Genomic DNA, 24,592 nt, shown 5'->3' on the forward strand with positions numbered 1-24,592 from the left:
TGCTGCGTCAGCGGCCCTGCTGGGCGGGCACGCCGATGGTGTCGTCGTTCGGCAGCGAGGCGGCGGCCACGGCCGCGCCGGTCAGCGTCGCCAGCATCTCGCGGACGTTGGTCAGCTGGGCGTTGATGCTGTCGCGGCGGTTGGTGAGCGCCGCCAGCTCGCGCTCGGACTCGCTGCGGATCCGGTCGGCCTTGGCGTTCGCGTCGGCCACGATGTCCTCGGACTGGCGCTGGGCCGTCTCGACGGTCTGGCGGGCGCGGCGCTCGGCGTCGGTGCGCAGCTTCTCGGCCTCCAGGCGCAGCTGCTCGGCCCGGTGCTCGATCTCGGCGAGGCGCTTCTCGGCCTTGGCCTGACGGGCGGCCAGGTCGCGCTCGGACTGCTCGCGGCGCTTGGCCAGGTTGGTCTCGAACTCCAGTGCGGCCTGGGCGGCCTTGGTGCGGGTCTCCTCGAAGAGGGCGTCCGCCTCCTCGCGCTTGTTCTGCGCGTCCTTGTTGGCCTCGGCGCGCAGCTGGGCCGCGTCGCTCTTGGCCTTGTCGACGATCCGCATGCCCTCGTCCTCCGCCTTGGCCTTGCGGTCCTTGGCGTAGTTCTCGGCCTCGGTGCGGACCTGCTGGGCGGCGGCCTCGGCGAGCTCGCGGTGCTGCTCGGCGGCGCGGTGCGCCTCGTCGCGCAGGTCCTTGGCCTCCTCCTCGGCGAGGCGCAGGATCTTCTCGACCCGGGCGCCGAGACCGGCGTACGACGGCTCCTGCTCGGCGACCGCCGCCTGGGCGGTCTGCGTCTCCAGGTGGAGCTCCTCGATGCGCTTCTCCAGCGCACTGATCCGGGTCAAGGCACTGTCACGGTCGGCCACCAGCTTGGTGATCCGCTCGTCGACCTGGGCACGCTCGTACCCACGGCGCACCAGGTCGAAGCCGTGAGGGGAGTGACTGTCGCTCATGGGGTTCTGGGCTTCCTGTCGTCAAACCGCTGAGGTGGTTGAGGGAATCCTGACACGGTACCGGAGTGTCGACGGCGAAATGCCGTTGTCCCGCGGACAATGTCCGCTCAATCGGGTGGTGCGTTCTTGGAGCGATTGCCACCCGACCGGGGGGAGCCAACTCCGGCACCGGCCTTGGCACCCCCGTCCTTCTTGCTGTTTCCCCCGTTGGTCTGTGCGACCGGTGCCGGTGCCTCAAAGGCCTCCAGGGCGGACAGGACGTCCTGGACCCTGGAGATCTCGGTGTTGATGTCCTTGCGACGGCGCACCAGTTCGTCGAGCTCGCGCCGGCCCTCGGTGGTGACGCGCTCCGCCTCGGCGCGCGCCTCCTCCAGCAGGCGCTCGGCCTCGGCCTTGGCCAGCTCGACCTGCTCGTCCGCCGCGCGGTCGGCGGCCTGCAGCCGCTTCTCCGCCTCGGCGGACGCCTTCTCCAGCCGCTCCTCGGCCTCCTCCTGGGAGGACCGCAGCTTGGCCTCGGCCTTCTCGATCAGCGCCTCGGCCCGGTCGGTGGAGGTGGAGAGCTTGGTCTCCGCCTCCTTGAGCAGGCCCTCGGCCTTGCGGACCGCCGACAGCCGGACCTTGCTCGCCTCGGCGGACGCCTCCGAGGAGAGCTCCCCGGCCCGTTCCTCGGCGGCGGCGACCAGGGCCGCCGCGCGGTCCTCGGCCTCGGCGACGGTGGCGACCGCCTGCTCCTCGGCCTCGGTGAGCTGCTCCTGGGCGGCCGTCACCAGCGCGTCGACGCGCTCGCCGGCCGACTTCATGGCCGCCGCGTTCTCCTTGCGGGCGCGCTCGTGCAGCGCCTCGACCTCGGCGTCCGTGCGCTCGCGCAGCTCCTCGGCGCGCTCGCGGATCGCGGTCGCGTCCCGGCGGGCCTCGGCGAGCAGCGCGTCGGCGTCGGAGCGGCCCTTCTCCACCTCGCCCTGGCCGGCCGCCTCGCCGGCGGCGACCAGCCGGTCGGCCTCCTTGCGGGCGGCGGCGACCATCGCGTCGGCCTGCTCCTCGGCGGCGGCGGTGGTGGCCAGCGCGGTGGTCTGGGCGTCCTCGCCGAGCGACTCGGCGTCCGCGAAGGCCCGCTCCAGGACGGACTTGGCCTGGTCGCGGGTGGCCTTGTCGAACTGCTCGGCGGCCTCCCGGGTGTCCGCGTCGTAGGCGTCGGCGCGGGCGTGGGTCGCGGAGTCGTACTCGTCGGCCAGGGTGCGGGTCGCGAGCGCGTACTCCTCGGCCTCCGAGCGCAGCGCGGCGGCCAGCTCCTCGGCGTCGGCGACCACGCCGGCCGCGTGCTCCTCGGCGGCGGCGACCGTCCGGGCGGCCTGGGCCTCGGCGTCGGCGCGCAGCTGGTCGGCGGCCTCCTGGGCGGTGCGCAGCTCGTGGTCGGCCTCGGCGCGCAGCTGCTCGTCGTAGGCCTGGGCCTCGGCGTGCCGGCGGGCGATCCCGGCCTCGGCGGCCTCGCGCTCGGCGGCGAGCTCCAGCTCGGTCTGCTCGCGCAGGGCGGCCGTCTCGGCCTCGGTGCGGGCGCGCAGGTCGGCGGTCTCGCGGTCGGCGAGCTCGCGCTGCTCCGAGGTTTCCCGGTCGGCGAGCTCGCGCTGCTCGGCGGTCTCCCGCTCGGCGTCGGCGCGCAGGTCGGCGGCGGCCTGTTCGGCCTGCTCGCGGACGTCGGCGGCCTCGCGCTCGGCGGTGGCCGTCAGCTCGGCGATCTGCTGGGAGGCGGCCTCGTGCAGGCCGGCCACCGACTGGCGGACCTCGGCGGCCTCGTCCTCGGCGACCTCGACCAGCGCGGCGCACTCCGCCTTGGCGGCGGCGACCAGCTCGTCGCCGTCGGCGCGGGCCCGGTCCAGGACGGCACCGGCCTCGGCGCGGATGGTGTCGGCGGTGGCGCGGGCGTCGGACAGCTCGCGGCCGGCCTCGGCACGGACCGTCTCGGCCTGCTCGGCGGCCAGCGCCAGGTCGGCGGCGGCCTTCTCGCGGATCTCCTTGGCGGCCTGGGCGGCCTCGGCCTTGCGCTGCTCGGCGGAGACGCGGGCGGCCTCCAGCAGCTCCTCGGCGTCGGCGCGCTGGGCGGCGGTCTCGGTGGCGGTGTGCTCGGCGAGCTCGTCCGCGGCCTGCTCGGCCTCGGCGCGGACGCGCTCGGCGTAGGCCTCGGCGTCGGTGCGCTGGGCGACCGTTTCGGCGGCGGTGCGCTCGGTGAGGTCGGCGGCGGCCTGCTCGGCCTCCGTGCGGACGCGCTCGGCGTAGGCCTCGGCATCGGTGCGCTGGGCGGTCGTCTCGGCCGCGGTGCGCTCGGTGAGGTCGGTGGCGGTCTGTTCGGCCTCGGTGCGGACGCGCTCGGCGTACGTCTCGGCGGCCTCGCGGACGGCGGCCGTCTCGGCGGCCGTCCGCCTGGTCAGCTCGTCCGCGGCCTGCTCGGCGGCAGTGCGCTGGGCGGCCGTTTCGGCGGCGGTGCGCTCGGTGAGGTCGGTGGCGGTCTGTTCGGCCTCGGTGCGGACGCGGTCGGCGTACGTCTCGGCGGCCTCGCGGACGGCGGCGGTCTCGGCGGCCGTCCGCTTCGTCAGCTCCTCGGCGCCCTGCTCGGCCTGCTCACGCGCGGCCCGGGCGGCGGCCAGCTGCTCCGCGGTCTCCTCGCGCTCGCGCTGGAGCCCGGCGGCGGCCTCCTCGTGCTCGCGCCGGCTCTCCTCGCGCAGCGCGGTGGCGACCGTCTCGGCCTCGCCCCGGGTGCGGGCGGCCTCGGTGTCGGCCTCGGTGCGCACGCGCTCGGCGTCGGCCACCGCGGCGTCCCGCACGGCCTTCGCCGCGGCGTCGGCATCGGCCCGCAGGGCCTCTGCGGCGGTGCCCGCCTCGGCGCGCACCCGCTGGTCGAACTCGGCCGCGTCACGCCGGAGTTCGGCGGTCTCGCGCTCGGCGGCGGTGCGGTTCTCGGCGGCCGCGGCGCGGGCGGCGGCGAGCGCGTCCTGGCCCTGCTGCTCGGCGGCGGCGGTGATCTTCCCGGCCTCGGCACGGGCCCGGGACAGGGTCTGCTCGGCCCGGCCCTGGGTCTCGGCGGCCTGCTCCTGGGCCTGCTCGCGCAGCCGCTCGATCTCGGCGGCGGCGCCGGCGCGCAGCTCGTCCGCGTCGGCCTTGGCCTTGGTGAGCAGTTCCTCGGCGTTCTTCGCCGACTCCTCGATCTGCACCACGGCCTGGCGGCGGGCCTCGCCGCGGACCCGGTCGGCCTCGGCGGCGGCCTGGGCGCGCAGCTCCTCGGCCTCGGCGCGCAGCCGGGCGGCCTCGTCCTGCATCTGCTCGATCCGCTCGCGGATCGCGGCGGCGTCGTCCAGGGCGGCGTTCTGGGCCTGCTCGACGGCGGCCTGGGCCTGCTCGCGCAGGAGCTGGGCCTCGGCGGCGGCCTCGGTGCGGATCCGCTCGGCCTCCGCGGCGGCCTCGCTCCGCGCCGCCTCGGCGTCCCGGTCGGCCCGGTCGAGGACCTCCTCGGCCGTCTTGGCGGCCTTGGCGAGGTGGACGGTGGCGTCCTTGGCGCCCGCCGCGCGGCCCTCCTCCTCGGCCTCGCCGCGCAGGCGCAGCGCGTCGGCCTCGGCCTGTGCCCGCAGGTCGGCGAGGTCGCGCTCGGTGCGGGCGCGCAGGTCGGCGATCGCCGCCTCGGCCTCGGCCTTCAGCTCGGCGGCGACGGACTCGGCGGTGGCGCGCAGCCGCTCGCTCTCCTCGGCCGCGGCGGCCCTGGCGGCGTCCGCCTCGGCCTGCCGGTTGGCGGCCTCGGCCCGCACCGCCTCGGCCTCGGCCCGCACCGCCTCGGCCTCGGCCCGGATGGCCTCGGACTCCTTGGTGGCCTTGGCGACCAGGCGGGCGATCTCGGCCCGGGCGGTCTGGGAGCGCTGCTCGTTGGCGGCGTCGCCGTCGGCGACCCGGCGCTCGACGGCGGCCTCGGCGTCGGCCTGGAGCTGCTCGGCGGCCCGCTCGGCCTGGTCGCGCAGCTCGGCGGCCTCACGGCGGGTGCGCTCGGCCTCGGCGATCGCCTCGGCGCGCAGCCGCTCTATCTCGGCCTGGGCGTGGGACAGCTGCTGCTCGGCGCGGGCCTGCTCGGCGGCGGCGTGCTCCTTGAGCCGGCCGATCTCGCCCTGCGCGGCGGCGAGCTGCTGTTCGGCGGCCGCGTGCGCGGCGGCCAGCTGCTGCTGGGCCTCGCCGCGGGCGGCGTCGACGTCGGCGGCGGCCTGGGCGCCGGCCTGCTGGGCCTGCTCGGAGGCGGCGCGCAGGAGGCGCTCGGCGTCGTTCTGGGCCCTGTGCAGGGCGGCCTCGGCGGCGGCCTGGGCCTCGCCGCGGGCGGCGTCCACGTCGGCCGCGGTCTGCGCGCGGGCCTGGTCGGCGAGGGCGACGGCCTCGGCGCGGGCGGCGGCCATCATCCGCTCGGCCTCGGCGCGGGCCTCCTGGAGCAGGCGGTGGGCCTCCTGCTCGCTGCCGGTCCTGGTCTGCTCGGCCCAGCCGTTCAGGTGCTGCTCGGCGTTGCGGCGCAGCTCGGTGAGCTCGTCCTCCAGCTGGCGGCGGCGGGCGGTGAGCTCGGCCTCCAGGCGGGCGGTGCGCTCGGCGGCCTCGGCCATGATCCGCTGGGTCGCGGCCTGGGAGTCCCGCAGCTGGCGCTCGGCGTCCGCGCGCATCTGCTGGGCCTGCATCTCGGCGGTCCTGAGCATCTGCTCGGCCTGGCCGGAGACGGCGTCGAAGGCACGCGGCTGGGCGAGCATGCGACGGGATTCGTGCAGCTTGGCCCGGAGCACCTCCACCTGGTAGGCGAGGTCCTCGGCGTGCTCGACTGCCTTGTCCCGCTCCTTTCGAGTCCGACCCATCTCGGCCTCGAACTGGGAGAGGTGATCGTCAGCCTCGTAGCGGTCGTTGCCCCGCACTCCGCGGTCCCATCCATCTCCTGGTCGCGTCCTCGACCCGGCCGGTGCGAGGCCCCCGTGGTTCCGGGTGCCGCTCCGACTGGTCCTTGCATCCGCGGCCGGTGAGCCCCCACGTTCAAGCCGGGGCCGCCCGCCGCGGTCGTCGGAGCCCTCGGTGCGGGAGCGCGGTGATGCCGCGTTCCCCCGTCCGGGTGGACTCCTGGGCGAACTCTTGCCTTGTGGAGAATGGTGACAGATCCGACTTGCGACTGTTCAGCCGTGCCCGCGTAGTGGACTCCCCTGCGACGGGCCGCCGCCGGAGGGCGGACGGGCCTGTCATCGGCCGTGCCCGTCCCCTCCGTCCCCCGGAGTCTTCGCGCACCTGGGCATTGTAGTGGGAGCGCACTGCGGGGGAATGGCCGCGTGGGGGTTTTCGGCGTACCCGGCCAGGTTACTGACGAGTTCCCGGGTCCGGGCGGAGCGAGGGCCCCGTCGAAAGGTGCATGCGCGTCCGGCGCCTCCCGGGCGTCAGTGGGGGGAGGGAGCGGGATGCCGCCCGGGGCGGGAGCGGCATCCCGGGGCTCTCAGTGCTCGTCGTGGGCGGCCGGTTCGGCCGAGGTGACCAGCTCGGTCAGGACGCCGCCGCAGTCCTTGGGGTGCAGGAACGTGATCCGCGAGCCCATCGAGCCGATCCGCGGCTGGTCGTACAGGACCCGGACGCCCTTGCCCCGGATCGCCTCCGCGTCGCCGTCGACGTCGGCGGTGCCGAAGGCGATGTGGTGGACGCCCTCGCCGTTCTTCTCCAGCCACTTGGCGACGGTCGAGTCGGGCCGGGTGGGCTCCAGCAGCTGGAGGTAGGAGGCGCCGCCGTCGCCGGTGTCGTTGATCTTGAGCATGGCCTCGCGGACGCCCTGCTCCTCGTTGACCTCGCTGTGGAACACCTCGAAGCCGTACGTGGCGCGGTAGAACTCGACCGTCTTGTCGAGGTCTCGGCAGGCGATGCCGATGTGGTCGATACGGGTCAGCACGGCGGCCTCCGGTGAGCGGGTCGCGAAACGGGTGGCCACCAGTGCAGCGCATCGCGCTTAACGCGCGCCAGCGCCGGACGTGCGAGTCTGCTCACACGCCCGGGGTTCACCCGGACCGCGTTGACACGGTGTTGACTGGACGGTGCCAGTGCGCTCGATCACACCGTAGCTCCGGTGACGGGCGGGTAACAGGTCAGTACATTGAGCGGCATCCTCACCTGGCCACGACGTGCGAAGGGGCTCGTCCCATGACCAACACCACCTCTGTGATCGTTGCCGGTGCGCGGACCCCCATGGGTCGCCTGCTCGGCTCGCTCAAGGGCTTCTCCGGAGCCGACCTCGGCGGCTTCGCGATCAAGGGCGCGCTGGAGCGGGCCGGGATCACGGGGGAGCAGGTCCAGTACGTCATCATGGGCCAGGTGCTCCAGGCCGGCGCCGGCCAGATCCCGGCCCGCCAGGCCGCCGTCAAGGCCGGCATCCCGATGAACGTCCCGGCGCTGACCATCAACAAGGTCTGCCTCTCCGGCCTCGACGCGATCGCCCTGGCCGACCAGCTGATCCGCGCGGGCGAGTTCGACATCGTCGTGGCCGGCGGCCAGGAGTCGATGACCAACGCCCCGCACCTGCTGCCGAAGTCCCGCGAGGGCTACAAGTACGGCGCGGTCGAGGTGCTGGACGCCATGGCGTACGACGGCCTCACCGACGCCTACGAGAACATCCCGATGGGCGAGTCCACCGAGAAGCACAACACCCGCCTCGGCATCGGCCGCGAGGTCCAGGACGAGATCGCCGCCGCCTCGCACCAGCGCGCCGCCAAGGCCCAGGCCGACGGCCTCTTCGACGCCGAGATCGTCCCGGTGCCGATCCCGCAGCGCAAGGGCGAGCCGGTCCTGTTCGGCCAGGACGAGGGCATCCGCGCGGACACCACCGCCGAGGGCCTCGGCAAGCTGCGCCCGGCCTTCGCCAAGGACGGCACGATCACCGCCGGCTCCGCCTCGCAGATCTCCGACGGCGCCGCCGCCGTGGTCGTGATGAGCAAGGCCAAGGCCGAGGAGCTGGGCCTGACCTGGATCGCCGAGATCGGCGCCCACGGCAACGTGGCCGGCCCGGACAACTCGCTGCAGTCCCAGCCGTCCAACGCGATCAAGCACGCGCTGGCCAAGGACGGCCTGACCGTCGCCGACCTCGACCTGATCGAGATCAACGAGGCCTTCGCGGCCGTCGCCCACCAGTCGATGAAGGACCTCGGCGTCTCCGCGGACATCGTCAACGTCAACGGCGGCGCGATCGCCCTCGGCCACCCGATCGGCATGTCCGGCGCCCGGGTGGTGCTGCACCTGGCCCTGGAGCTCCAGCGGCGCGGCGGCGGCGTCGGCGCGGCCGCCCTGTGCGGCGGCGGCGGCCAGGGCGACGCCCTGATCGTGCACGTCCCCAAGGATCACAGCCCGAAGGCCTGATCAACCTCGACCTGTCCGGGGCTGCGGACCGCCACGAGCGGTCCGCGGCCCCGTCGGCATCCGCCAAGGAGCACCCGATGATCGATGTCGCCACGCTGGTCGAACAGGCCCGGCACGGCCGACCGCGCGCCGTCGCCCGGCTCATCACGCTGGTCGAGAACGCCGCCCCGGAGCTGCGCGAGGTCATGGCCGCGCTGGCCCCGTACACCGGACGCGCCTACACCGTGGGCCTCACCGGCTCCCCCGGCGTGGGCAAGTCCACCTCCACCTCGGCGCTGGTCTCCGCCTACCGGCGGCTCGGCAAGCGGGTCGGGGTGCTGGCCGTCGACCCGTCCTCGCCGTTCTCCGGCGGCGCGCTGCTCGGCGACCGGGTCCGGATGCAGGAGCACGCCACCGACCCGGAGGTCTTCATCCGCTCGATGGCCACCCGCGGCCACCTCGGCGGCCTGTCCTGGGCCGCCCCGCAGGCCCTGCGGGTGCTGGACGCGGCCGGCTGCGACGTGATCCTGGTGGAGACCGTCGGCGTCGGCCAGTCCGAGGTGGAGGTCGCCGCGCAGGCCGACACCACCGTCGTGCTGCTCGCCCCCGGGATGGGCGACGGGATCCAGGCCGCCAAGGCCGGGATCCTGGAGATCGGCGACCTCTTCGTGGTCAACAAGGCCGACCGGGACGGCGCCGACGCCACCGCCCGGGAGCTTAACCACATGCTCGGCCTCGGCGAGGCCCGCGAGGCCGGCGACTGGCGCCCGCCGATCGTCAAGACCGTCGCCGCGCGCGGCGAGGGCGTGGACGAGGTCGTCGAGGCGCTGGAGAAGCACCGCGCCTGGCTGGAGGAGCACGGCGAGCTGGCGGTGCGCCGCCGCCGCCGGGCCGCCGACGAGATCGAGGCGATCGCGCTGGCCGAGCTGCGCGCCCGGATCGGCGACCTGCGCGGGGACCGGCACCTGGCCGGGCTGGCCGAGCGCGTCGTCACGGGCGACCTGGACCCGTACGGCGCCGCCGACGCCCTGGTGGCCGGGCTGACCGCCCAGGCCTGAGACGACGGAGGAGGCCGGACCCCGCGGGGTCCGGCCTCCTCCGTGTCCGCGTGCCGTGCGCGGGCCCTACGAGCGGCCGCGCAGGCCGCGCAGGTGCTCGGCGACGGGTGCCAGGGCGTCGTACATCGCGTCCAGCTGCTCCGGGGTGAAACGGTCGATGAAGTGGCTGCGGACGCTGCGCACGTGGTCCGGGGCGACGCGCTGCATCGTCTCCCAGCCCTCCTCGGTGAGGTGTGCGAAGAGGCCGCGGCGGTCGCCCGGACACTCCTGGCGGAGCACCAGGCCGGCCGTCTCCATGCGGGTGATCTGGTGCGAGAGCCGGCTCTTGGACTGCAGGGTGGCCGTCGCGAGGTCGGTCATCCGCATCCGGCGATCGGGCGCCTCGGAGAGGACGACCAGGATCTCGTAGTCGTTGATCGCCAGGTTGTGCGGCTGGAGCTCGCGGCCGAGCTGGTAGTCCAGCAGCTTGGCGACCTCCAGATGGGCGCGCCACATCCGCTGCTCCCGGGCGGTCAGCCAGGGCGTCTCGTCCTCGGGCTGCGACGCGGGGGCGTCCGCGGTGTCGGCGGGGTGCGTGTCCATGGCGCCCAGCATACCCCGATTTAGTTAAATCTTGTACGAGTTTACGGGGCGAAACGTCGTCCGGCTCAGGGTACCGACCCTTCGGCGCCCACGAGACCGACCGGCCGTCCGGCCACCACGCGCTCGGTGGACTGCAGCAGCACCTGGCCGGCGCCGACGAACTCGAACTGGTGCTCCTCGCCGGACACCCCGCCGATGCCGGTCAGCCGCCGCAGGCCGCCGACCACGCCGTGCAGGTAGTCGTGGTCGTAGTGGTGGCAGGGAGCGGGGCAGTCCGCCCAGCCGACCAGCGCCTGTGGGTCCACCCGGATCGGCGGGTCGACGAAGTGCACCGGGCCGTTGGACGCGGCGACGAACCGGCCGGTGCCGAGCAGGGTCAGGAAGCCCGGGACGATCGACTGCTTGAGCCGCAGCGCGGGGTCGAAGGCGAGCAGGTTGCCCGAGCGGACGGTCAGGTTGCCGTCGTCCAGGTCGTAGGAGTTGAGGTCGTAGGCGCGGTCCGCCAGCAGCAGCTTGCCGCGGCCCCGGGCGACGACCCAATCGGCCGCGTGCAGCGGCGAGTTGAAGTGCAGGCTGAGCATCCGGTCGAGCGCGCCGGCGCCGACGCCCTGGAAGGAGATGTCGCCGTAGTAGGCGATCATCTTGCCCTTCTGCAGGAAGTACGAGCCGTTGAGGTCGACCGAGAACGCGTACGGGTTGACGTTGTCGTCGACCGGCAGGGTGTACGCGTCGTGGACCACCGGGCCGGCGCCGTCCCGCGGCTCCGGGAGGGGCACCGAGAGGTCGTACTGGGTGGGCATCGGGATCGCGAGGCCCGGCTGCGTCGGCTGGTCGTAGGGCGACTGCCCGTACTCGGGCTGGCCGTACTCGGGCCGGCCGTACGCCGGCTGCCCGAACGAGGGCGGGCCGTACGGCGGCTGGGGCGGGTGGGTCATCAGAGCTTCTCCTCGCTCGCCTGGACGTACACCGCGCCGTGCCCGTCCAGCTCCAGCTGGAACGCCTCGCCGGAGCCGCGGCCGATGAACTCGCGCCACCCCAGCGCGGTGGACAGCCGGTTGCGCACCTCGCCGCGGTGGGCGACGTAGGCCTGCGGGTCGACGTGCACCGGCTGCCCGGGGACGATCGGCAGCTCGAAGACGCCGCCGTGCGCCATCACCGCGACCGCGCCGTGCCCGTCCAGCCGGGTGGTGAACAGCCCCTGGCCGGTGGCCTGGCCGCGGACGACGCCCATCACCCCGCCCTGCGCGCCGAGGAACGCGGTGGACTGGCGCAGCGAGCCCTCGAAGGCCAGCAGCCGGTCCGCCTCGACGAACAGGGTGTCCCCGGTCAGGTCGATCACGTGCACGTGGTGGCCGCCGTGGCCGAACATGACGGTGCCCTGGCCCTCGACGGTCATCAGCGGGGTGTCCTCGTTCGCCACGCGGCGGCCGATCATCGACAGCACGCCGCCCTGCCCGCCGGTGATGTCCGGCGTGAAGCGGACGTCCCCGGTGTACGCGATCATCGCGCCGCGCTGGCTGAACAGCCGCTGTCCGGGCAGCACCCGGGCCTCGACCAGCTTGCCGTTGAGCTGCCGGAAGGCCATCAGACATCACCTCCGAGGGTGTGCTTCTCGGAGGGCTGGACGTACACCAGGCCCTCGCCGGTGAACTCCACCTGGACGGCCTCGCCGCCGCCCTCGCCGATCGCCGTCGTCCACCCCGCGCCGGACTTGAGGCTGCGGTGCAGGCTGCCGGTGTGCGCGACGTACGCGCCCGGGTCCACCCGCAGCGGCATGTCCTTGCCGACCCGCAGGACGACGGCGGGGCCGTTCGAGGTGACGGCGGCCCAGCCGTGGCCCTCCACCTTGGTGGTGAACAGGCCGTTGCCGGAGGAGACCCCGTTCAGCCCGGTGAAGGTGGTGCCGGTGCGCAGGGCGGCCTCGGTGCAGAGCAGGTTGTCCGCCTCGACGTACAGCACCTCGCCGGTCAGCCGGACCAAGTTGATCTCGGTGGCCCGGTCGGCGAAGTAGCAGGTGCCCTGCCCCTTGACCTCCATCACTTCCATCTGTTCGCCGGTCAGCCGTCTGGCGACCATGCCGCGCAGGCCGTCACCGCCGCCGGTGAGCTTCTTGAAGGCCATCTGCCCGGTGTAGGCGACCATCGAGCCGTTCCTGGCCTTCACGGCGTCGCCCGCCAGCTCGACGGCGAGCACCCGGGACCCCTGGAGTCTGAACTGTGCCACGGCCGCAATGTAACCGGAGCGGCCGTGGCAGTGGGAGGGGGCCCGGGGCGTGTCCGGCTTACGTGCGGGCGTGCGCGCCCCGGGACGGCGGCACCGTGCCGGCCGACTCCTCGACCTCCAGCAGCGAGGCCGAGTGGCGCTCCGCCTCGAAGGCGACCACGCCGCCGCGCAGGCCGAACAGCCGCTTGGAGAGCATGATCCAGACCACCGCGGCGATGTTGAGCAGCAGCGTGCAGATCTTCAGCACGCTCGTCTTCTCGTGCAGCTCGTAGCCCTCCAGCGGGAGGAAGGCGGCGGTCGCGATGACGGTCAGGTACTCGGCCCAGCGCTTGCCCAGCCACAGGCCGAAGGCCTCGACGATCTCGATCAGCGCGTAGGCGACCAGCGCACCGGCGACGATCACCAGGGTGCTCTTCTTGTAGTCGAAGGTCTTGCGGATCGTGTCGACGATCGGGGAGTGCTCGATGTCCCAGTTGAAGTGGTCGGTGACCGGCTTGAAGACCGTCAGGTCCTGGTCGAAGACCCGGTGCACGGCGTCCTGGCTGTTGGAGAACTTCCAGACGCCGAACGCGACGATGAGGATCAGCACGCCGCGCAGGATCCGTTCGACGGCCAGGAAGCGCAGGATGAAGATGTCGCGCAGGGCCTTGCCGCGCGGCACCAGGGGGGCGTTCCCGGCGGGGCCGGAGCCGTGCGGGGCGCCGAGGGCGAAGTCCCCGCAGCGCAGGCAGCGCCAGGCGTCGCCGAGCGCGGTCGCGGCGTGCAGCCGGGCGGCGAGCTCGGGCTCGGCCGGCGCGTAGGTCACGTGCCCGCGCTTGGCGCAGGTCCTTCGGTCCCAGTCCCGCTTGAACATCGGTGGCTACCCCCGTCGTGCGTTGCGTACGGCGCCCGGTTCGCCGGGCGCGCGGGCAGCAGGATAGGGGCAGCGGGCGGCGCGGCGCCCGGCGCGGCGCGGTTCTGGGGCCCGGTTGTGACATCGGGCACCCCTGGCGTGCTGCCGGGCACCCCGGCGGCCGGTTCGGACGTGTGCTCGGTGATAATGGCCGGAGGCTTGTGAGCGGGTTCACAAGCGATCTCCGACCCCCGCATCGAGGTATCCATCGTGAACAGCAGCGCCGTCCACCGCCTGCGCCTGGTCTCCGGCCCCGAAGGGGTCTCGTTCATCCTGCTGCTGATCTGCTCGGTGCTGAAGCGGACCACCAGCTTCGACGCCGTCCCGGTGATGGGGATGGTCCACGGGATCCTGTTCATCCTGTACGTGGTCTTCTGGATCCAGGCGTGGCAGGCGCAGAAGTGGGACGCCAAGCGCGGCGTCCTGCTGTTCGTCCTCGCGGTGCTGCCGACCGGCGGCTTCTTCGCCGAGCGGATGCTCGGCAAGGAGGAGCGCGGGGAGCTGCAGCCGGCCGCCGCCTGACGCCCTCCGTCCCACGCGCAGCCGGTCGACAGGCTGTCGCGGCCTCCTCTCCCAAGGGCCGCGACAGCCTGTCGCCGTTTCCGGGGGTGGCTCCGACAGAAGCATGACAAGTCGCGGCCGGGAAGAACAGAGCGCCTCGGGGGATTGGCCAAGAAGAGGCCCTGCGGACGTTCGGACGTCCGCAGGGCCCTGTGCCGTTCGTCGGGGCGCCGTGGGTCAGTTGACGTTGACGCCGCTCCACGCGGCCGCGACGGCCTTGTACTCGGCGCTGGTGGCGCCGTACAGGTCCGCCGCCGCCTTGAGGGTGCCGGTGCGGGCGCTCGCGTAGTTGGTGGTGGACGTGAAGTAGACGGTCAGCGCGCGGTACCAGATCTGCGCCGCCTTGTCCCGGCCGATGCCGGTGACCGTCGAGCCGTTGGACGTCGGGCTGTTGTAGCTGAAGCCGTTGATGCTCTTCGCGCCGCTGCCCTCGGACAGCAGGTAGAAGAAGTGGTTCGCGACGCCGGACGAGTAGTGGACGTCCAGGTTGCCGACGCCCGACGACCAGGAGTCGGCCGAGGAGCCGTCCTTGCTGGGCTGGTCCATGTAGCGCAACGGGGTGCCGTCGCCGTTGAGGTTGATCAGCTCGCCGATCCAGTAGTTCGGCGGGTTGGAGGGCAGGTTGGCGTAGAACTCGACCATCGTGCCGAGGATGTCGGAGGTGGCCTCGTTGAGGCCGCCGGACTCACCGGAGTAGTTGAGGCCCGCGGTGGCGGAGGTGACGCCGTGGGTCATCTCGTGGCCGGCCACGTCGATCTCGGTGAGTGGGTGGGTGTTGCTCGCGCCGTCGCCGTAGGACATGCAGAAGCAGGTGTCGCTCCAGAAGGCGTTGACGTAGTTGCTGCCGTAGTGGACCCGGCTGGTCGCGCCGACGCCGTTGTTCTTGATGCCGCTGCGGCCGAAGGTGTTCTTGTAGAAGTCCCAGGTGGCCGCCGCGCCGTACTGGGCGTCCACGGCGGCGGACTCGCCGTTGCCGGCGCTGCCGTTGCCCCAGGTGTTGGTCGACTTGGCGTAGAGGGTGCCCGAACCCGAGGTCCGGTTCTTCATGTTGACGGTGGACTGCCCGCCGCGGCCGGCGTCCTTCAGCGAGTAGCCGCCGGTGGTCTGGGTCGTGGTGAGCGGGACCTTGCCGACGAAGACGCCGGTGCCGGTGCCGGCGGCGGTCTGTACCTGCTCGTGGGTGGACAGCACCTCGCCGGAGGCCGCGTCGGTGACCAGCAGCTGGCTGCTCGGGGTGCCGTCGGCGCGCTCGCCCTCGACGGTGGTCCGGTACGCCAGGCGCGGGTTGCCGTCGGAGGCCCAGATCACCAGCTCGGGCTTGCCGGTCCGGTGGACGGCCGTCAGCGGGGACTCGTCCTTGTCGGCGGTGACGCCGACGGTGGACTGCACGGCGCCGGTCGCCTGCGCGGCGGCCTGGTCGGCGGGGATCTCCGGGGTCAGGCTGGGCACCGCGATCGGGGCGGCTATCGCCTTGTCGACCGACTCGACGGCGCCGCCGGCGCTCTGGTGGACCACCAGGTCGCCGCCGAGCACGGGCAGTCCGGCGAAGGTGCGCTCGAAGCGCAGGTGGCGGGTGCCGTCGGCGTCCACCACCGCGTCCTTGGCGACGAGTTGCTCCTGGCCGCCGAGCGCCAGGGCCTTCCCGAGCGGCCCGGCCTGGCCGCCGGCCAGCGCGAGCGCGGCGGCGTACTGCTGCGCGGCCTGCGCCTGGAGCGCGGGCGCGGGGGTCGCCACGGCGGCGGTGCCCACCTGGACGACGCCGGTCAGGAGGGCGGTGGCGGAGAGTACGGCGACGGCTGCGAGCTTTCGCTTCACGTGCGAGTCCTTCCGGGAAACCGCGGGTGCGCGGTCACGCCGCGTCCCGGGGGCCGGGGTCGGCACCTTGGGGGCGGAACGGGCGCTGACGTGCTGGGCAACCCCGTGCGGCGGACGGCGGCGCACCGATGGGTGGGGGTGGTGGCCGCTGAACGGGGTTGGCCGAAAGCATGACAATCGAGCAAACGAAATGACAGGTCTGGTTCATGAATTGGCCAAGTCCCGCCAGGGCGAAGCATTGTGAACGGGCCGACAAAACCGGCGAATCACCCCGTCTTTCAGCGGGTTACCGCCCGAACCGAGGCCTGATAGCGGGGTGAACCGCTGATTCGGCGTCAGCGGCCGTGTCGTGACCGTGCGTTGGCGGGCCGACACACCGCCGCAATGTCCAGGTATGGACCTGCCCGCCCGATTGGCGGGATCCCGCCACGCACCGTCGCTTGTCCAGCATCAGGACGGCTGGTAGCACACGTCCGTTCCGCCGGTACGGTAAGGAGGTGGCCAAGCCCCTCGCACTCGACTTCGACCCGATCGCCCGCGCCGACGAGCTCTGGACCCGCCGCTGGGGCGGTGCCCCCTCGATGGCGGCGATCACCTCGATCATGCGCGCCCACCAGATCCTGCTCTCCCGGGTCGACGCGGTGCTCAAGCCGTACGGGCTGACCTTCGCCCGTTACGAGGCGCTGGTGCTGCTCACCTTCAGCCGGACCGGCGAGCTGTCCCTCTCCAAGATCGGCGAGCGGCTCATGGTCCACCCGACCAGCGTCACCAACACCGTCGACCGGCTGGAGCGGGCCGGCCTGGTCGCCCGCCGCCCCAACCCGCTGGACGGCCGCGGGGTGCTCGCCTCGATCACCGCGCGCGGCCGCGAGGTGGTCGAGGAGGCCACGCGGGAGCTCATGGCGATGGAGTTCGGGCTGGAGGAGTACGACGCGGGACAGTGCCGGCAGGTGTTCGACCTGCTCCGGCCGCTGCGGGTCGCCGCCGGGGACTTCACCGACGAGGGTGACGAAGCCGACGAGGGGCCTGCGCCGGCGCGGCCGTGAGGACGGCTACCCTCGTTCGGAGCGGTGCGCAGATCCGGACGTACCGGCCGATCCAGCCGAACGAGGCGATGTAGAAGATGAAGGCGACCCCCCTGCTGGGCTGGTACCGGGCCCTGGCCGTCGCGACCGGTGTGGCGCTGCTGGTGTTCTGCGGCTTCATGGTCGCGAAGTACGGGTTCCAGACCGGCGAGGACGTGACGACGTACGTCGCGATGCTGCACGGCTACCTGTACATCGGCTACTTCGTGGTGACCTTCCTGCTGGGCCAGAAGCTGAAGTGGCCGCTCGGCCGGCTGGTGCTGACCCTGGCGGCCGGCTGCATCCCGTTCCTCTCCTTCGTCTTCGAGCGCCGGGTGGCCCGCGAGGCCGCCGCGAGCCTCCCGGCCGGGTCGGACGCCCGCCAGCCGGCCGGTGTCTGAGCGCGGACGCGGCGCGCAGCGACGACGGAACCTTCGAGGGCCCTCCTCCCCGGTGCGGGGAGGAGGGCCCTCCGTCGTTCCCGGGGAGGCCCCCTGTTCCCGGGGAGACCTCCCGTTCCCGGGGGATCTCCGCGATGTCCACCCGCTTGCCCCGGTTCGTCCATCGACAAGTAGTAGGACGTCCGAGTAAATTAGTAGGACGTCCTAATAGCTGTGCCGCCCCGGTGCCGTGGCGGCCGTACGGAGCGGAGTTCGGCCCATGGACGCCGAGGAGATCGAGCGCGGACGCCTGCGCTGGCAGCAGCGGTACGACGCGGCCCGCAAGCGCGACGCGGACTTCACCACCCTCTCCGGCGACGAGGTCGCGCCGGCCTACGGCCCGCCGGCCGGGCAGCCGTACGAGGGCTTCGAGCGGATCGGCTGGCCGGGGGAGTACCCGTTCACCCGCGGGCTGCACGCCACCGGCTACCGCGGGCGCACCTGGACCATCCGCCAGTTCGCCGGCTTCGGCAACGCGCAGCAGACCAACGAGCGCTACCGGATGATCCTGGAGGCGGGCGGCGGCGGCCTCTCGGTCGCCTTCGACATGCCGACCCTCATGGGCTACGACTCCGACGACGCCAAGTCGCTCGGCGAGGTCGGCCACTGCGGCGTGGCCATCGACTCGGCCGCCGACATGGAGGTGCTGTTCGCCGGCATCCCGCTCGGCGAGGTCACCACCTCGATGACCATCAGCGGCCCGGCCGTCCCGATCTTCTGCATGTACCTCGTCGCCGCCGAGCGCCAGGGCGTCGACCCGGCGGTGCTCAACGGCACCCTGCAGACGGACATCTTCAAGGAGTACATCGCCCAGAAGGAGTGGCTCTTCGCCCCCGAGCCGCACCTGCGCCTGATCGGCGACCTGATGGCGTACTGCGCGAAGGGCATCCCCGCGTACAAGCCGCTGTCCGTCTCCGGCTACCACATCCGCGAGGCCGGGGCGACGGCCGCGCAGGAGCTGGCGTACACCCTCGCCGACGGCTTCGCGTACGTCGAGCTGGGCCTGTCCCGCGGCCTGGACGTCGACGTGTTCGCGCCGGGCCTGTCGTTCTTCTTCGACGCGCACCTCGACTTCTTCGAGGAGATCGCCAAGTTCCGTGCCGCGCGCCGGATCTGGGCCCGCTGGATGCGCGACCGCTTCGGCGCGAAGACCGACAAGGCGCAGTGGCTGCGCTTCCACACCCAGACCGCCGGCGTCTCGCTCACCGCGCAGCAGCCGTACAACAACGTGGTCCGCACCGCCGTCGAGGCGCTGTCCGCGGTGCTCGGCGGCACCAACTCGCTGCACACCAACGCCCTGGACGAGACCCTGGCGCTGCCCTCCGAGCAGGCCGCCGAGATCGCCCTGCGCACGCAGCAGGTGCTGGTGGAGGAGACCGGCGTCGCCAACGTGGCCGACCCGCTGGGCGGTTCGTGGTACGTCGAGGCGCTGACCGACCGGATCGAGCAGCAGGCCGAGGCGATCTTCCAGCGGATCCTCGACAAGGGCCGCGAGGACCACGAGATCGGCCCGATCACGGCCGGCATCCTGCGCGGGATCGAGGAGGGCTGGTTCACCGGCGAGATCGCCGAGGCCGCCTTCCAGTACCAGCAGGGCGTGGAGAAGGGCGACAAGCGCGTGGTCGGCGTCAACTGCCACCCGCGCAGCGTCACCCCGGAGCTGGAGATCCTGCGGGTCAGCCACGAGGTCGAGCGCGAGCAGGTGCGCGTCCTCGCCGAGCGCAAGGCGGCCCGGGACGAGGCGGCGGTGCGGGCCGGGCTGGACGCCATGCTCGCGGCGGCGCGCTCCGGCGAGTCGATGATCCCGCCGATGCTGGACGCGGTCCGCGCCGAGGCGACGCTGGGCGAGATCTGCAACGTGCTGCGCCAGGAGTGGGGCACCTACCAGGAGACGGCGGCCTTCTGACAGGTCCTCCGGCCGGTTCTCTTCCCGGAGCCGTCCCGCACGCCATGGGCGCGGGACGGCTCCGGCATGCCCCGCGTCAGGGGGTGGCGAGGCTCGGGAAGGGGCCCAGCAGGAGGCTGGTGAAGCGGCGGGTCCACTCCGGGGTGATCGGCTCCCCGCTGACCAGGACGCGGTGCTCGACCGTCCCCGCGATGGTGTCGAAGATGATGTCGATCTCCTCGCCGGCCGCCGACGGGTCGGTGTCCGGGGCGAGTTCGCCGCGCGCCTGGGCGGCCGCCCGGCCCTGGCGGACCAGCCGCTTCTGCGGGTCGACGATGGCCTCCCGGATCCGCCGGCGCAGCTGCCGGTCGCGGGTGCCCTCGGCGAACAGGGCGAGCAGCGCGGCCTGGGTCTCGGGCCGGGCCAGCAGGTCCGCGAACTGGGCCACCACGGCCTCGATGTCGGCCCGCAGGCTGCCGAGGTCGGGCATCACGAGCTCGTCGAAGAGACTGGCGACGGCGTCCACGACGAGCTCGTTCTTCGACGGCCAGCGGCGGTAGAGGGTGGTCTTGGCGACCTTGGCACGGGTGGCGACGTGGCCCATGGTGAGCCCGCCCCAGCCGAGTTCGGCGAGCGTCTCGCGGGTGGCGTCGAGGATTGCGAGGTCGGCGGCGGCGCTGCGCGGGCGCCCCTTGGCCCGGACCGTGACGGCCTCCGCCGGGGTGCCCGGGGCCGCCGGCAGCGCCGTGGCGGACGGGTTCGCGGCGGTCGGCTGGCTCACGGGGGGCTGGGCGGCCGGCACCGGGCCTCCTTGCACTCTACTGGTTAGTAACTTGGGTGGGGCTGGTAACGGTAGCGACTGTCCGGCACTTCGGACAGCCGGGCGGTCCGCGAAAGTGGGGCAGGTCACGTCACGGAACGGCCGGTGGGGCTTGCGGGCGGGCCACTCGCTCCAGTTACGCTACGACTCGTAGCGAAAGCAGTGACAACCGGGCGCCGGATCCCGTGGGACGGGAACAGCGTGGGTGCGGGTGGGGATCCGCACCGGAGGCAGCAGGCTACTGGGGGGAGCGCACGGCGCTCCGGGGAGAGGCACCGCGCAGCCCGCGCGGGACGACTTTCCCGAGGTTGGTGCTCGCGGGCGGCGCGGACGGGGGAGGATGGTGCCATGCAGCCACGGAATTCGCGTCAGAACAGCTCCGCCCTGCGTGGTGCGGTCGACCTCGCCGCCGTGAAGGCGGCCGGTGAGGCAGCCCAGAAGGCCGAGCAGGCGCGGGCCGAGCGGGCCCGCCAGGCCGCCGCCGCCGAGGCGGCCGGCATCGCCCCCGCCGAGCCCGCTTACGAGCTCGTCATCGACGTCACCGAGGACACCTTCGAGACCGAGGTCGTCCAGCGCTCCGCCGAGGTGCCGGTTGTCATCGACTTCTGGGCCGAGTGGTGCGGCCCCTGCAAGCAGCTCAGCCCGATCCTGGAGGGCCTGGCCGAGGAGTACGCCGGCCGGTTCGTCCTCGTCAAGATCGACGTCGACTCCAACCAGATGCTGGCCCAGCAGTTCGGCATCCAGGGCATCCCGGCCGTGATGGCCGTCGTGGCCGGCCAGCTCGTGCCGCTGTTCCAGGGCGCGGAGAGCGCGGCCAACGTCCGCAAGGTCCTCGACCAGCTGATCCTCGTCGCCGAGCAGCGCTTCGGCATCGTCGGCGGCCAGGCCGCCCCCGGCACCGCGGACGGCGAGGCCGGTCCGGCCGGCGCCCCGCAGCGCTTCGAGGACCCGGCGCTCGCCGCCGCGCACGACGCGCTCGACCGCGGCGACCTCGCCGGCGCGATCCAGGCCTACCGGAACGTGCTGGCCGACCAGCCCGGCAACACCGAGGCCAAGCTGGGCCTGGCCCAGGCCGAACTCCTGCACCGCGTCGAGGGCCTGGACCTCCAGGCCGTCCGGGCGGCCGCCGCGGCCGACCCGAAGAACGTCGAGGTGCAGCTCCGGGCCGCCGACCTGGACCTGGTCGGCGGCCACGTCGAGGACGCCTTCGGACGCCTGATCGACACCGTCGGCAAGACCTTCGGCGCGGACCGGGACACCGTCCGGCTGCGCCTGCTCGAACTCTTCGAGGTCATCGGCGCGGAGGACCCGCGCGTCGTGGTGGCCCGCGCCGGGCTGGCGCGCGTGCTCTTCTGAGCCCGCGTGCCGGGTGGTGCGCATGGCACGGCGGGTGACCTGCGGTGTCGCTGGTGATTTGGCGACAATCCGGTCAACCCGGCCGACGTTTACCAAATCTTGATTTCACCCGTGGGTGGTCACCAAGTGTGACCACCCACGGGTGTTTCGGCGGTGTTTCCGGGGGATTTCGCCAACACGATTCCTACACGACGTCACGCACGGTGCAGATCGGGCCGAGTTCATGATCGACGCCACCGACTGTTGCATTACCCGTCAGTAAGGCACCTCTTGTGCTTCGCCCGGGATTCAAGCACGATCGGCCACGCCCGGTCCCAGACTCCTTCCCCCGACAGCCGGTCGGCCACGGGGAGCGCGGGATCCCCACCGGGTGATCCGCCGGCCACGGCCGGCGGTAGGGAGGGCAGGGGGGTATCCGCGGTCCCACGGCGGTTCCTGTCCTTCGACCGGCCGCGTGCCCTGCGCGGTCGCTGGTTGTCGCTCGGGGGTGATCGCCGATGTCGCCGGTCCTGCCCGCCGCCCCACAAGGACGGCCGGTCCAGGGACGGGAGTGCCGCTCCACGCAGGCCGCTCCCGCGTCCGACGACACGCGCGCTCTCCGCTACCGAGGACGTAGCTCTCTCCCATCCCAGGCCCCCACCGGTGCCGGAGGCGCCGCCGGGGAGCCGGAGATGTACGTCCCAGAAGGAGGACTCGCATGTCCAAGACCTACGGCAAGACCCGCTGGAAGCGCTTCGCCCTGGTGATGGTGCCGAGCATCGCGGCCACCGCCGCGGTGGGCTTCTCCATTGCCAACAGCGCGCTCGCCGCCTCGTTCAGCATCTCCGGCCAGGAGTTCAAGGTGCACACCACGCACCTCCAGGGCGAGGGCTTCTCCCAGTTCGGCACCGTCGACGTCGAGGCCGGCGGCAAGCTGCACCCGGTCGCCGTCTCGGCCTTCGACAAGGCCGACATCACCAACCTGTGCCAGTCCGTGGTGACCGACCTGAGCGGCTTCGGCCTCGGCAAGATCACGCTTCAGCTGAACGCCGGCGGCGAGGGGAGCACGCCGGTGCACGCCGAGAAGCTGCTCATCGACCTGGAGGACCTGAAGGCCGACGCGACCTTCCAGGACATCAACATCGGTGAGGACGCCTCTGCCCTGACCGGCCCCGCCGTCGGAAGCTGGCACCCCCACCCGGTGGTCGGGAAGGCGACCGGGGACAAGCTGCCGACCGGCGCCATGGGCTTCGCCCAGGCCGCCAGGACGGCCACCCTGGACAACGTGCAGCAGACCGCGCGCGCCACGTCGGCCGGCACCTTCGTCCTCAGCGGCCTGCACCTGTCGCTCAAGCAGGGCGACGGCGCGGGCAACGAGTGCTTCTGAGCCTCGCCTGACGGCGTGCCGGCCGGCACGCCCGAGTGACGGGTCTTCTCGGGCCGGGGGCGGCGGGTCACCGTCGTTCCCGGCCTCCTGCCAATCGTTCTTCCCTCGTAGCGATGTCGAGGAGCTGCACCATGTCCAGCGCAACGGTCGAAACCCGGACCGGCCACCAGAACGCGATCGGGTGGCTCTGGCGGCACTTCCGCGCGTTCCGCCGCACCAGGCCCTTCTGGGGCGGCCTGCTGGCCATGATCGCCGGCGTCCCGATCCTGTACTTCCCCTACGCGCACCTCGCGCTCGGCAGCGTGACGATCGCGATGTCGACCACGGCGGGGGCCGGGTCGCTGCTGATCGGCATCCTGATGATCATCCTCGGGATCACCGGGTGGTTCCAGCCGGCGGTCCGGGTCTTCGCGGGCATCGCGACCATCCTGCTGACGCTGGTCTCGATCCCGATGTCCAACCTGGCCGGTTTCGGCATGGCGCTGCTGCCGGGCCTGATCGGCGGCGGGCTGCTGGTCTCCTGGGCGCCGCTGCCGGAGCCCGAGGCTGCGGCCGAGAACGCCGTCGCCGAGAACGCCGTCGCCGAGAACGCCGTCGCCGAGAGCGTCGCCGCCGAAGAGCCCGCTGCCGCCGAGGCGCCCACGGCCAAGCTGCCCGCCCAGGCCGTGCCGGGGGAGCAGGCCGCCACGGCGGACCCGGGGGAGGCGCGGTGAGCACGGGCGACGACCAAGCGAAGCGCTCCGGGCGCCACGCCGCTCCGCGGACGCCCGTCCGGGTGCGGCTGCGGGGCCGGGCGCTGGCCATGGCCGCGGTGCCGACGGCGCTGCTGATGGCCGCCGCCTACACGCCGAACCCGGCGTCGGCCGAGTCCACGGCCGGCAAGGCGTGCCCCACCGCCCCCGTGGCGGTGCCGGACGTCTCGTCGGTCCAGGAGACGCCGGTGCCCAAGAGCGAGCTGCCCGCGCCGCCGCCCGGTCCGTCCGCGACGCCCACCGGCACGCCCACCGCGGGGGCGAGCGCCGCTGCGACGGGCGTCCCGACGCAGGCCCCGACGGCCGCGCCCACCCCGCAGCCGTCCGCGCCGGTGAAGACGCCGACCGCCGCCCCGACGGCCCCGACGTCGACGGCGACCACCGCGCCGGCTGTCCGGTCCGCTGCCAACGGCGGTGCGGGCGCGGTGAGCGCGGTCTACCAGGGCGACCCGAACGGGACGGCCAAGGCGTCCCAGGCCGGGCTGATCGACGACATCCTCGGCGGGATCGGCAACCTCCTGAACCCGGGTGGTTCGGCGTCCCCGACGCCCTCCGCGTCGCCGACCGCCACCCCGGCCCCGGCGACCACCCCGGCGCCCGCCGCGCCCGCCCCGCGGGTCGGCGCCCCGGTCCAGCCCGGGCAGCCGCCGACCCAGCCCCAGCCGCAGACCCAGCCGCAGGCGCAGCCGTCCCCGCAGGTGCCCGGCGGCGGCACGGTGACCCAGGCCCCGAAGTCGCCCGCGACGGGCAAGGCGCCCACCAAGCCGGCGCCGTCGTCCAGTGCCTCGGCCGCGCCGTCCGGGTCCGGCACGCCGTCCGCCTCCGCCTCGACCTCGGCGCCGTCGTCCTCGGCGTCCCCGTCGGCCTCCGGCTCCCCGACCGCGAACCCGAACTGCGCGGTGGACGCCCGCGGCCTGACCGCCGCCCCGGCGCCCGGCGAGCAGGTCGTCCCGGAGCAGAACTGGACGCTGCAGACCAGCCGCCTCGGCCTGCACGGCGCGGCCTTCCACGGCGTCTACGACGTCAGGACCCCGACCGGCACCAAGCGGGTGCTGAAGTTCGTGGTGTCGAGCGTCGACATCGAGAACCTCGACATGTCGACTCTTGAGGGCAACGGCGTGACGTTCCACGTCCAGGGCGCCCCCGGCTCGACCTCGACCATGCGCAACGGCGCGGTCACCATGTACGTGGAGCGGCTGTCCGGTCACCTGTCCAAGCTGCTGGGCCTGCCGATCCCGATCGACCTGGGCGAGATCACCCTCACCCCGGACACCCTGCCGCGCTGGCTGTACGACCTGATCGGCTCGGTCCCGATCCCGCTGGACATCGAGCTGACCGGGGTGACCGCCAAGCAGGCCGGCCAGTTCGGCGGCACGCTGCACATCCCCGGGATGCACCTGTTCAACGACAACGCCCCCTACAGCGACAAGTAGGAGCAATGCACGACGCCCGTGGGGCGGCTCCTCCGCGACGGAGGGC

The 24,592-nt window shown here is 73.3% G+C and carries 20 protein-coding genes; 10 read left to right on the forward strand and 10 right to left on the reverse strand.

Annotated elements, in window-relative coordinates; genetic code table 11:
* Positions 1–7: 7 nt before the first annotated feature.
* The 3 genes from ACFVSN_RS34610 to mce form a co-directional block, all read right to left on the reverse strand.
* Positions 8–937 (reverse strand): cellulose-binding protein, encoded by a 930-nt coding sequence (locus ACFVSN_RS34610; protein WP_329927955.1) that lies wholly within the window; start codon positions 935–937, stop codon positions 8–10.
* Between the two features lie 107 nt (positions 938–1,044).
* Positions 1,045–5,856, reverse strand: a complete 4,812-nt coding sequence (locus ACFVSN_RS34615; RefSeq protein ID WP_387957462.1) for a hypothetical protein — start codon at positions 5,854–5,856, stop codon at positions 1,045–1,047.
* A 563-nt stretch (positions 5,857–6,419) separates the two neighbouring features.
* Complete coding sequence (mce, locus tag ACFVSN_RS34620; protein WP_329928148.1) at positions 6,420–6,863, reverse strand: methylmalonyl-CoA epimerase; 444 nt, start codon at positions 6,861–6,863, stop codon at positions 6,420–6,422.
* Between the two features lie 248 nt (positions 6,864–7,111).
* Between mce and ACFVSN_RS34625 the strand changes: the two genes are divergently transcribed.
* Together ACFVSN_RS34625 and meaB are read left to right on the forward strand one after the other, a co-directional pair.
* Positions 7,112–8,320, forward strand: a complete 1,209-nt coding sequence (locus ACFVSN_RS34625; protein ID WP_380440151.1) for an acetyl-CoA C-acetyltransferase — start codon at positions 7,112–7,114, stop codon at positions 8,318–8,320.
* A gap of 77 nt (positions 8,321–8,397) precedes the next feature.
* On the forward strand, positions 8,398–9,357 hold the full coding sequence (meaB, locus tag ACFVSN_RS34630; RefSeq protein WP_387957464.1) for a methylmalonyl Co-A mutase-associated GTPase MeaB: 960 nt from the start codon (positions 8,398–8,400) through the stop codon (positions 9,355–9,357).
* Positions 9,358–9,423: 66 nt separating this feature from the next.
* On the opposite strand, the gene ACFVSN_RS34635 is transcribed toward meaB, so the two are convergent.
* From ACFVSN_RS34635 to ACFVSN_RS34655, 5 genes are all read right to left on the reverse strand, one after another.
* Entirely contained in the window at positions 9,424–9,939 is a 516-nt protein-coding gene (locus tag ACFVSN_RS34635) for a MarR family winged helix-turn-helix transcriptional regulator (RefSeq protein WP_380440155.1), read from the reverse strand.
* A 65-nt stretch (positions 9,940–10,004) separates the two neighbouring features.
* Positions 10,005–10,739, reverse strand: coding sequence for an AIM24 family protein (locus ACFVSN_RS34640; protein WP_380440191.1), 735 nt, complete (start codon positions 10,737–10,739; stop codon positions 10,005–10,007).
* 134 nt (positions 10,740–10,873) lie between these two features.
* Positions 10,874–11,524, reverse strand: a complete 651-nt coding sequence (locus ACFVSN_RS34645; RefSeq protein ID WP_380440157.1) for an AIM24 family protein — start codon at positions 11,522–11,524, stop codon at positions 10,874–10,876.
* Positions 11,524–12,162: an AIM24 family protein gene (locus tag ACFVSN_RS34650; protein WP_359969407.1), complete on the reverse strand. Its 639-nt coding sequence runs from the start codon at positions 12,160–12,162 to the stop codon at positions 11,524–11,526. The genes ACFVSN_RS34645 and ACFVSN_RS34650 overlap by 1 nt, the downstream gene beginning before the upstream one ends.
* A 58-nt stretch (positions 12,163–12,220) precedes the next feature.
* Positions 12,221–13,015, reverse strand: coding sequence for a DUF2127 domain-containing protein (locus ACFVSN_RS34655; RefSeq protein WP_380496788.1), 795 nt, complete (start codon positions 13,013–13,015; stop codon positions 12,221–12,223).
* A 249-nt stretch (positions 13,016–13,264) separates the two neighbouring features.
* On the opposite strand from ACFVSN_RS34655, the gene ACFVSN_RS34660 reads away from it, so the two are divergent.
* Entirely contained in the window at positions 13,265–13,576 is a 312-nt protein-coding gene (locus ACFVSN_RS34660) for a DUF3817 domain-containing protein (protein WP_380496789.1), read from the forward strand.
* 216 nt (positions 13,577–13,792) lie between these two features.
* Here ACFVSN_RS34660 and ACFVSN_RS34665 read toward each other — a convergent pair whose 3' ends face one another.
* The gene (locus ACFVSN_RS34665; protein WP_387957466.1) at positions 13,793–15,430 is read right to left on the reverse strand and encodes a M4 family metallopeptidase; all 1,638 of its coding nucleotides are present in this window, start codon (positions 15,428–15,430) and stop codon (positions 13,793–13,795) included.
* A gap of 497 nt (positions 15,431–15,927) precedes the next feature.
* Here ACFVSN_RS34665 and ACFVSN_RS34670 point away from each other — a divergent pair, with 497 nt between their 5' ends.
* From ACFVSN_RS34670 to ACFVSN_RS34680, 3 genes are all read left to right on the forward strand, one after another.
* Positions 15,928–16,476 (forward strand): MarR family winged helix-turn-helix transcriptional regulator, encoded by a 549-nt coding sequence (locus tag ACFVSN_RS34670; protein WP_380440165.1) that lies wholly within the window; start codon positions 15,928–15,930, stop codon positions 16,474–16,476.
* 77 nt (positions 16,477–16,553) lie between these two features.
* The gene (locus ACFVSN_RS34675) at positions 16,554–16,895 is read left to right on the forward strand and encodes a DUF3817 domain-containing protein (RefSeq protein ID WP_329927945.1); all 342 of its coding nucleotides are present in this window, start codon (positions 16,554–16,556) and stop codon (positions 16,893–16,895) included.
* A 259-nt stretch (positions 16,896–17,154) separates the two neighbouring features.
* The gene (locus tag ACFVSN_RS34680) at positions 17,155–18,840 is read left to right on the forward strand and encodes a methylmalonyl-CoA mutase (RefSeq protein WP_387957469.1); all 1,686 of its coding nucleotides are present in this window, start codon (positions 17,155–17,157) and stop codon (positions 18,838–18,840) included.
* Between the two features lie 76 nt (positions 18,841–18,916).
* Here ACFVSN_RS34680 and ACFVSN_RS34685 read toward each other — a convergent pair whose 3' ends face one another.
* On the reverse strand, positions 18,917–19,561 hold the full coding sequence (locus ACFVSN_RS34685; RefSeq protein ID WP_387957513.1) for a TetR/AcrR family transcriptional regulator: 645 nt from the start codon (positions 19,559–19,561) through the stop codon (positions 18,917–18,919).
* 426 nt (positions 19,562–19,987) lie between these two features.
* Between ACFVSN_RS34685 and ACFVSN_RS34690 the strand changes: the two genes are divergently transcribed.
* The 4 genes from ACFVSN_RS34690 to ACFVSN_RS34705 all read left to right on the forward strand — a co-directional run bounded on the left by ACFVSN_RS34690 (position 19,988) and on the right by ACFVSN_RS34705 (position 24,546).
* Positions 19,988–20,995 carry a tetratricopeptide repeat protein gene (locus ACFVSN_RS34690; protein ID WP_387957470.1) on the forward strand — a complete coding sequence of 336 codons (1,008 nt, stop codon included), beginning with the start codon at positions 19,988–19,990 and terminating at the stop codon, positions 20,993–20,995.
* A gap of 697 nt (positions 20,996–21,692) precedes the next feature.
* Entirely contained in the window at positions 21,693–22,361 is a 669-nt protein-coding gene (locus tag ACFVSN_RS34695) for a DUF6230 family protein (protein WP_380440169.1), read from the forward strand.
* Between the two features lie 131 nt (positions 22,362–22,492).
* Entirely contained in the window at positions 22,493–23,074 is a 582-nt protein-coding gene (locus ACFVSN_RS34700) for a DUF6114 domain-containing protein (RefSeq protein ID WP_387957472.1), read from the forward strand.
* Positions 23,071–24,546 carry a hypothetical protein gene (locus ACFVSN_RS34705; protein ID WP_387957474.1) on the forward strand — a complete coding sequence of 492 codons (1,476 nt, stop codon included), beginning with the start codon at positions 23,071–23,073 and terminating at the stop codon, positions 24,544–24,546. Before ACFVSN_RS34700 ends, ACFVSN_RS34705 begins: the two co-directional genes overlap by 4 nt.
* Positions 24,547–24,592 lie beyond the last annotated feature (46 nt).

Source organism: Kitasatospora sp. NPDC057904 (genome assembly GCF_042887925.1).
GTDB lineage: Bacteria > Actinomycetota > Actinomycetes > Streptomycetales > Streptomycetaceae > Kitasatospora.